Source organism: Marinagarivorans sp., from assembly GCF_982758155.1.
In genome coordinates, this window is sequence record NZ_CEXWTU010000255.1 from 1 (window position 1) to 6,581 (window position 6,581).

General features: G+C 48.5%; 5 protein-coding genes. All 5 read left to right on the forward strand.

Annotation, left to right across the window (positions count from 1 at the left end; all coding sequences use genetic code 11):
• Nucleotides 1–387 precede the first annotated feature (387 nt).
• The 5 genes from AC3A8L_RS18700 (at nucleotide 388) to AC3A8L_RS18720 (ending at nucleotide 6,424) form a co-directional block, all read left to right on the forward strand.
• Entirely contained in the window at nucleotides 388–1,587 is a 1,200-nt protein-coding gene (locus AC3A8L_RS18700) for an O-succinylhomoserine sulfhydrylase (RefSeq protein ID WP_487963795.1), read from the forward strand.
• Between the two features lie 114 nt (nucleotides 1,588–1,701).
• Nucleotides 1,702–2,622: an AAA family ATPase gene (locus AC3A8L_RS18705; protein ID WP_487963796.1), complete on the forward strand. Its 921-nt coding sequence runs from the start codon at nucleotides 1,702–1,704 to the stop codon at nucleotides 2,620–2,622.
• Nucleotides 2,623–3,678 carry a DUF58 domain-containing protein gene (locus AC3A8L_RS18710; RefSeq protein ID WP_487963797.1) on the forward strand — a complete coding sequence of 352 codons (1,056 nt, stop codon included), beginning with the start codon at nucleotides 2,623–2,625 and terminating at the stop codon, nucleotides 3,676–3,678.
• Nucleotides 3,679–3,680: 2 nt separating this feature from the next.
• Entirely contained in the window at nucleotides 3,681–5,666 is a 1,986-nt protein-coding gene (locus AC3A8L_RS18715; protein ID WP_487963798.1) for a transglutaminase TgpA family protein, read from the forward strand.
• 293 nt (nucleotides 5,667–5,959) lie between these two features.
• A complete protein-coding gene (locus AC3A8L_RS18720) occupies nucleotides 5,960–6,424 on the forward strand; it encodes a DUF4274 domain-containing protein (protein ID WP_487963799.1) in 465 nt (154 codons plus the stop codon).
• The last annotated feature ends 157 nt before the right edge of the window (nucleotides 6,425–6,581 follow it).

Here is a 6,581-nt window from a genome sequence, read left to right on the forward strand (position 1 = left end):
AATTTGCCGGTCTATTTGAGCATGGCTGAATAGTTACAAATACTTTATGCAATAATACTAGCCTCCTGCTTCCTCAGCGGCGTTGCTCAAAGCGTTACGTGTACCGGCATGCGGCATCGTCTAATTGGACAAGCTGTTATTGCCCCGCCCCTAGGCCATGATAGAATTTTATTATTCGCGATTACTCCTTAAGGGGCGAGGCAATAATAGTTTATCCAATTAGGCGAAGAGATCGGCTTTCTTATCGAGGCGCTTAAAGGGGCGCATGCCGGGGCATGTAACGCTTTGAGCAACGAAGGTAAGGACGTCGAGATCAAGCATTAGTGGATGAAATATTGTTTCCTCGACCCTAAAGTCGCCACAACGATTGAATGAACGGAATTTTGTATGAGTGACCACCCTTTAGATGATCCGCTCGAGAGTGCGGGTATCAATACTTTAGCCATTCGCGCCGGTATACACCGCACCGCCGAAGGTGAACACGCCGAGCCTATCTTCGCGACATCAAGCTATGTGTTTAAAAGTGCCGAAGAAGCCGCTGCGCGTTTTTCCGGCGAAGAACCCGGCAATGTTTACTCGCGTTATACCAACCCCACTGTCAATACGTTTCAAGAGCGTATTGCCGCAATGGAGGGTGGTGAAGCCGCTGTTGCAACGGCATCGGGAATGGCTGCGATATTAAGCACTTGCATGGCGCTGTTAAAAGCTGGCGATCACGTGGTGTGTTCGCGCAGTGTTTTTGGCACCACCACGGTATTGTTTAGCAAGTATTTACAGAAGTTCGGCGTCAAAGTCTCTACAGTGACCTTAACCGATTTAGCCGAGTGGCAAGGCGCCATAACGCCAGATACCAAGCTGCTCTTTTGCGAAACCCCCTCTAACCCGCTGTGCCATGTAGCCGATATAGCGGGCTTAGCCGCTATCGCCAAAGCCAATAATTGCTTGCTGGCCGTTGATAACTGTTTTTGCACGCCGGCATTGCAAAAACCTTTAGCGCTTGGTGCTGATCTAATCATTCACTCGGCGACGAAATACCTCGATGGCCAAGGTCGTTGTTTAGGGGGGGCTGTTGTCGGCAATAAAGAACATATGGCTGAAGTGCTGGGTTTTATTCGCACCTGCGGCCCAACCATGAGCCCCTTTAATGCTTGGGTCTTCAGTAAAGGTTTAGAAACCTTGGGTTTGCGCATGAAGGCGCACAGTGCTAGTGCGCAAATTATGGCTGAATACCTCGATGCGCACCCTCAGGTTGAAGCGACGCATTATGCCGGTTTGCCTTCTCATCCGGGTCACGCTTTGGCGGCTAAACAACAGTCGGCTTTTGGCGGGGTGTTATCGTTTGAAGTGAAGGGCGATAAAGCCGCCTGCTGGCGCTTTATTAACGCCACCCGTCTAATGTCCTTAACGGCTAACTTAGGTGATGCGAAATCCACCATCGTCCACCCCGCGACCACCACCCACGGCCGCTTAAGCCCAGAAGACAAAGCCGTTGCGGGTATTAAAGAAAATCTTATTCGGGTTGCGGTTGGTTTAGAGGATATAGAAGACCTGATTATCGATCTTGATCGAGGCTTTGCGGCAATTTAAGGTATTACTGACCCGTGAACTAATGGCTCGCGCGGCTGCCTATCTACTTTCACGTTGAGCACTGCCTGCAAAGTTTGGCTATGCTCAGGTTTGAGACGATAAAAAGGATAAAGAATGCAGCCGCTTCTCACAGAGATTGTCGCCGCCGTAGGGCAGGTACTTCTGGGTAAAGACCAGCAAGTTAAACTCGCCGTGGCGTGTCTTATCGCCAAAGGGCATTTGTTGATAGAAGACTTGCCCGGCATGGGTAAAACGACCTTGGCGCAATGCTTGGCTAAGGCACTGGGCCTGCAGTACGAAAGAGTGCAGTTCACCAGCGATTTATTGCCGGCTGATATCCTAGGTGTCGCGGTGTTTGATAAGGTGCAATCGGCCTTTCAGTTTCATCCCGGTCCCATTTTTACGCAGTTGTTGCTTGCCGACGAAATTAACCGCACCACGCCTAAAACCCAAAGTGCTTTACTCGAAGCCATGGAAGAAGGGCAGGTGACAATTGAAGGTGAGACACGTCCGCTGCCGGCGCCATTTTTTGTTATCGCTACGCAAAACCCTTTATCCCAGTCTGGTACCTTCGCCTTACCCGAATCACAGCTAGACCGCTTCTTAATGCGTCTTAGCTTGGGTTACCCCAATCATCAATCCGAACGCTTATTGCTGCAAGGCGTCGATCCCCGTGCTCGAATCCAGGCGATGACGGGCATTATCACACCGGCGCAGCTGGCCGAACTACAAGCCAATGTGGCTGCTGTACGCACAACCGATGCGTTATTGGATTATGTGCAAAAATTAGTTGAGTTTACGCGTGTCGATGCCCACTTTACGTATGGCTTGTCGCCAAGGGGCGCTTTAGCGTGGTTGCGTGCCGCTAAAGCTTGGGCGCTGTTAGCGGGGCGCGATTATGTGATTCCAGAAGATATTCAAGCCGTCGCTTCTTCGGTTGTTGACCACCGCGTACGCGGTGGTGATGTGGAGGGCAGCCACGCACATAGAGACCTTGTTCAGCATTTGTTGAAATCGGTTCCGGTGGTTGCTTAGATGCGCCTATCCAGTTTTTTGCCAAAACTAGCGGTAACATCGCCGCAAGAATCGGTAAGGCGTGCGTCCTATATCGAGCGCAAACCTAATCGCTGGCAGGCGCGCTTCTTTCGCTGGGTGGATAAGCGTGTTCCCGCTGCCCGCAGTGTGCTGCTAACGCGTAAAAACCTGTATACCTTTCCGACCTTAACGGGCTTTGGTTTTTTAAGTTTAAGTTTGGTGTTGTGGCTTTTAGGCACTAACTACCAAAACAATTTAATACTGGCATTAAGCTACTTATTAATGAGCTTAGTTGTGGTATCGATTTTACATACCTATGCCAATTTAGCGGGTTTGCGCATTAAAGTATTAGGCGCAAAGCCAGCCTTTGTGGGTGAGACTGTTTATTTTGTACTTGAGATTGAAGGTGCGCGTGCGAAGGGAAGTGATAATTTAACGATTCGTTGGTGGAATGGCGAAGAGGCCTGCTTTGATTTTGAGGCCGGCAGTGATGGTAAACAAACGGCTCAAATTGAAGTGGGTTTACAGGCGGTTAAACGGGGTTATTTAAACCCCGGTAAATTATTACTCGAAAGTACCTTCCCCTTAGGGCTTATTCGATGTTGGACATGGCTAAACTTAGATACACGAGCCGTCGTATTTCCCAAACCTTTAAAAGTACAATTTCCTGTGCAGGCCGAAGGTGAAGGGGATGGCGATTCTGGCGAGCAAGTGGCCGGCGGGGATGATTTTGCGGGTTTAAAAGAGTACCGCGCTGGCGACCCCGTCAAACACATCGCATGGAAACACTACGCGCGCGAACAAGGCCTATATTCAAAAGAATATGCCAGTGCTCGCAATAGCGATACTTGGCTAGAGTGGAAAAGCTTTTTACATTTAGAGCCTGAAGATCGGCTAAGTGCATTGTGTTATTGGGCTTTGGAGTTTGATCGATTGGGCATTGCCTATGGTTTACGCTTGCCGGGCAAACAATTACCCCCGGCATTGGATGACGGTCATCGTTTAAGTGTGTTGTCGGCGTTGGCGCGCTTTGATATTAGCCTGAGCGGACAGTAGCCATGGATGCATCTACCGAGGCTTTTCAGCGACAAAAGCTGGTACGCCACGAAAACCTATTGTGGCTAATTGTGGCGCAGGGTGTCGTGATTATTCCGTTACTTATTCGCTTGCCCATCTGGCTGTGGTTGGTATGGCTAGGTGCTATGGTCTGGCGCTTGCGCATACATGCAGGGAAATTAAGTTATCCATCGTCTACGATTAAATTTGTTTTAGGTGGCGCTTGCGTTGCAGGCTTAATGGCATCTTACAGTGGTGCTGTCGGCGTTGAGCCAATGGTAGGCTTTTTGGTCTGCGCCTTTGTACTTAAGTTACTAGAGCTGCGTTCCCGTAAAGATGGTTTGCTTTTATTATTTATTGGCTTTGTTGCGGTTGCCGCTCAGTTTTTATTTGCTCAAAGTTTTTTAGCCGCGTTGTATGCGTGTGTTTCTTGTGTTGTATTAATTACCGCTTGGCAAACTATTTATTTAACCCGCCAATTCTCTTATCGCTATAAAATAAAAACCGGTGCGGTTTTGTTATTGCACGCAATGCCTTTAATGGTGGTTATGTTTGTCATCATGCCGCGTATCGGCCCGCTGTGGCGCGTGCCTATGCCACAAGGTGGCGGTAATACAGGCTTTAGTGATTCGCTATCACCGGGTGATCTTGGTAATTTAGTCCGTTCAGCGGGTACCGCCTTTAGGGTCACTTTTAAAGGTGCGCAAATTCCTGCCCCGCGCGATATGTATTGGCGCGGTTTAGTTTTGGATACCTTTGATGGCCGCAGTTGGAATTTAGACCCGCAATGGGATATGGTCTGGAGCCAGCGTTCAACCGATGTAAAACTCGATGGCTTATTAGATTACGATATTATTGTTGAGCCACATCAATACCAGTGGTTATTCTCTTTGGCCGAGCCCATTAAAGTCTCGACAGAGCGCGCCCGTGCTCGCATTACGCAGCAAGGCCTTATCGCTGCGCAAGCACCGGTTATGTCGCGTTTGCAATACAGCGTGGTGAGTATGCCAGCTGCGGATTTTGTTTGGCCCGAACTAACACCCAAGCAGCGTGCAAAACTGATGCGTTTGCCAAAAGATTTTAATCCTCAAACCACAATACTCGCGCAGCGCTGGACGCTGGAGGGCTTAACGCCAGAAGCGCTGATCGAAAAAGCATTGGCGTGGTACAACCAATCTTTCTATTACACTTTGCAGCCACCGTTGTTGGGCGAGCACAGTGTTGATGAGTTTCTATTTAATTCCAAGCGGGGTTTCTGCGAACATTTCGCTAGCAGTTTTGCCGTGCTCATGCGTGCCGCGGGTGTGCCTTCGCGTGTTGTGGTGGGTTATCAAGGTGGAACCTACAACGCTTTGGAAGATTATTGGATGGTGGGACAAGCCGATGCCCACGCCTGGACAGAAGTTTGGTTGGACGACAAAGGCTGGCACCGCATAGTCCCCACCAGCGCGGTAGCACCGCAGCGAATAGAGAAAGGCATTGGTAATGCGTTAAGTGATGCCGAAAAAGAAATGGTAGCCTCTGGTCAGTTTGATGCACCAAAGTGGATGACTAATTTGCGCCACCGCTTCGACGCAGCAGGGTATGTGTGGAATCGCTGGGTGCTGAGCTACGATTCAGAAAAACAGAACCGCTTATTAACACGTTTATTTGGCGGGGTAGAGCCTTGGCGTGTAGGGGTAGGCTTTATTATTGTTATTGTTTTTTTATTGGGGGGCTACACCTTGGTTGTTGTGCGCCCAAAATGGCAAAGGCATACGCCTTTACAGCGCGCACTCAAAGCCTTTGATTTAACCGCTCAACAATACGGGCTAACACGCACACCCGATGAAACCATCGCAGCTTTTAGCTTGCGTATCGCGGAGCAAAAACCAGAACTTGATGGGGTATGTAAACAATTAGCCAAGGTATCACAACGCGCGCTTTATGCTGATGATAAGCGTTGTCAAATAGAGTTAATTAAGGCTTTACGGCGTTTTCCTGGCTGAGGTGGTTGATTGGCATTCGGCTGTAAAGGGGGGGATATCTTAATATTCCGTCTGGGTGAATATTAAGATATTTCGGGAGGTGATTTTTAAATGTTTATAATAATCAGATGGTTATGGCGTTAGAGTGCTGCGCGGATATTATAATATTCGGTCTTGGTCTGATAGTATATTTTTAGGTTTGGAAGGGGTAGTATTCGCTGCAAGCTACGAGTGGCGGGGGTTTAGCCTTTTTTCTCGTGAAAATGTCAGCCGGGAAAAGCGTCTGATGGATATACAAATGTTAAATGCCAATTATGGATCTGACTGAAATTGAAGCAAAAAGATTGAGCCGCTTTCTCTTCGAAAGCGAAGAATGTGATTTTGTGGGGTACGCAAAATCCATCAAATCAACTGCTGAGCTTCACTATTTTTTATGGAACTACAATTGCGACGATGGCATTGAGGCAATCAGGTCGGTTATAGAAAATAGGTTTTGTGATTTTGGTACAGCGTTGATGGCATTTTGGTATCTAGGTGGCACCGATTGGCTAGATGAAAAATACGTTGAGTCTATAAATCCTGATGGACACTTCGATCAGGAGCTTCAACTGGCTAAAGATATAACCGGCGCTCTTATCAACGGAAAGTATTCTTCCAGTATTTATAGGTATGAGCCAGAGCTTAATAGACTCGCCAAATACAAATTGAATAAAGCCGGTATAAATGAATGCCTGTTCGAGCCTAGCGATGGCGAAGCGTGGGATAGGCATGCGGTGTAAGCATTTAACAAACGGCTCAAACCGACCTCCACTGCGTTGCTCCTTTTTGTGCTTTTCCGCTACGCTCGCACAAAACAATCAACTCCGTTCCGGCGGCTTAGCCGGGCGTTAGAGCGTCAAGTTTAATCTTGATGCGTCTTGCAGGGTGCAAGTCCCT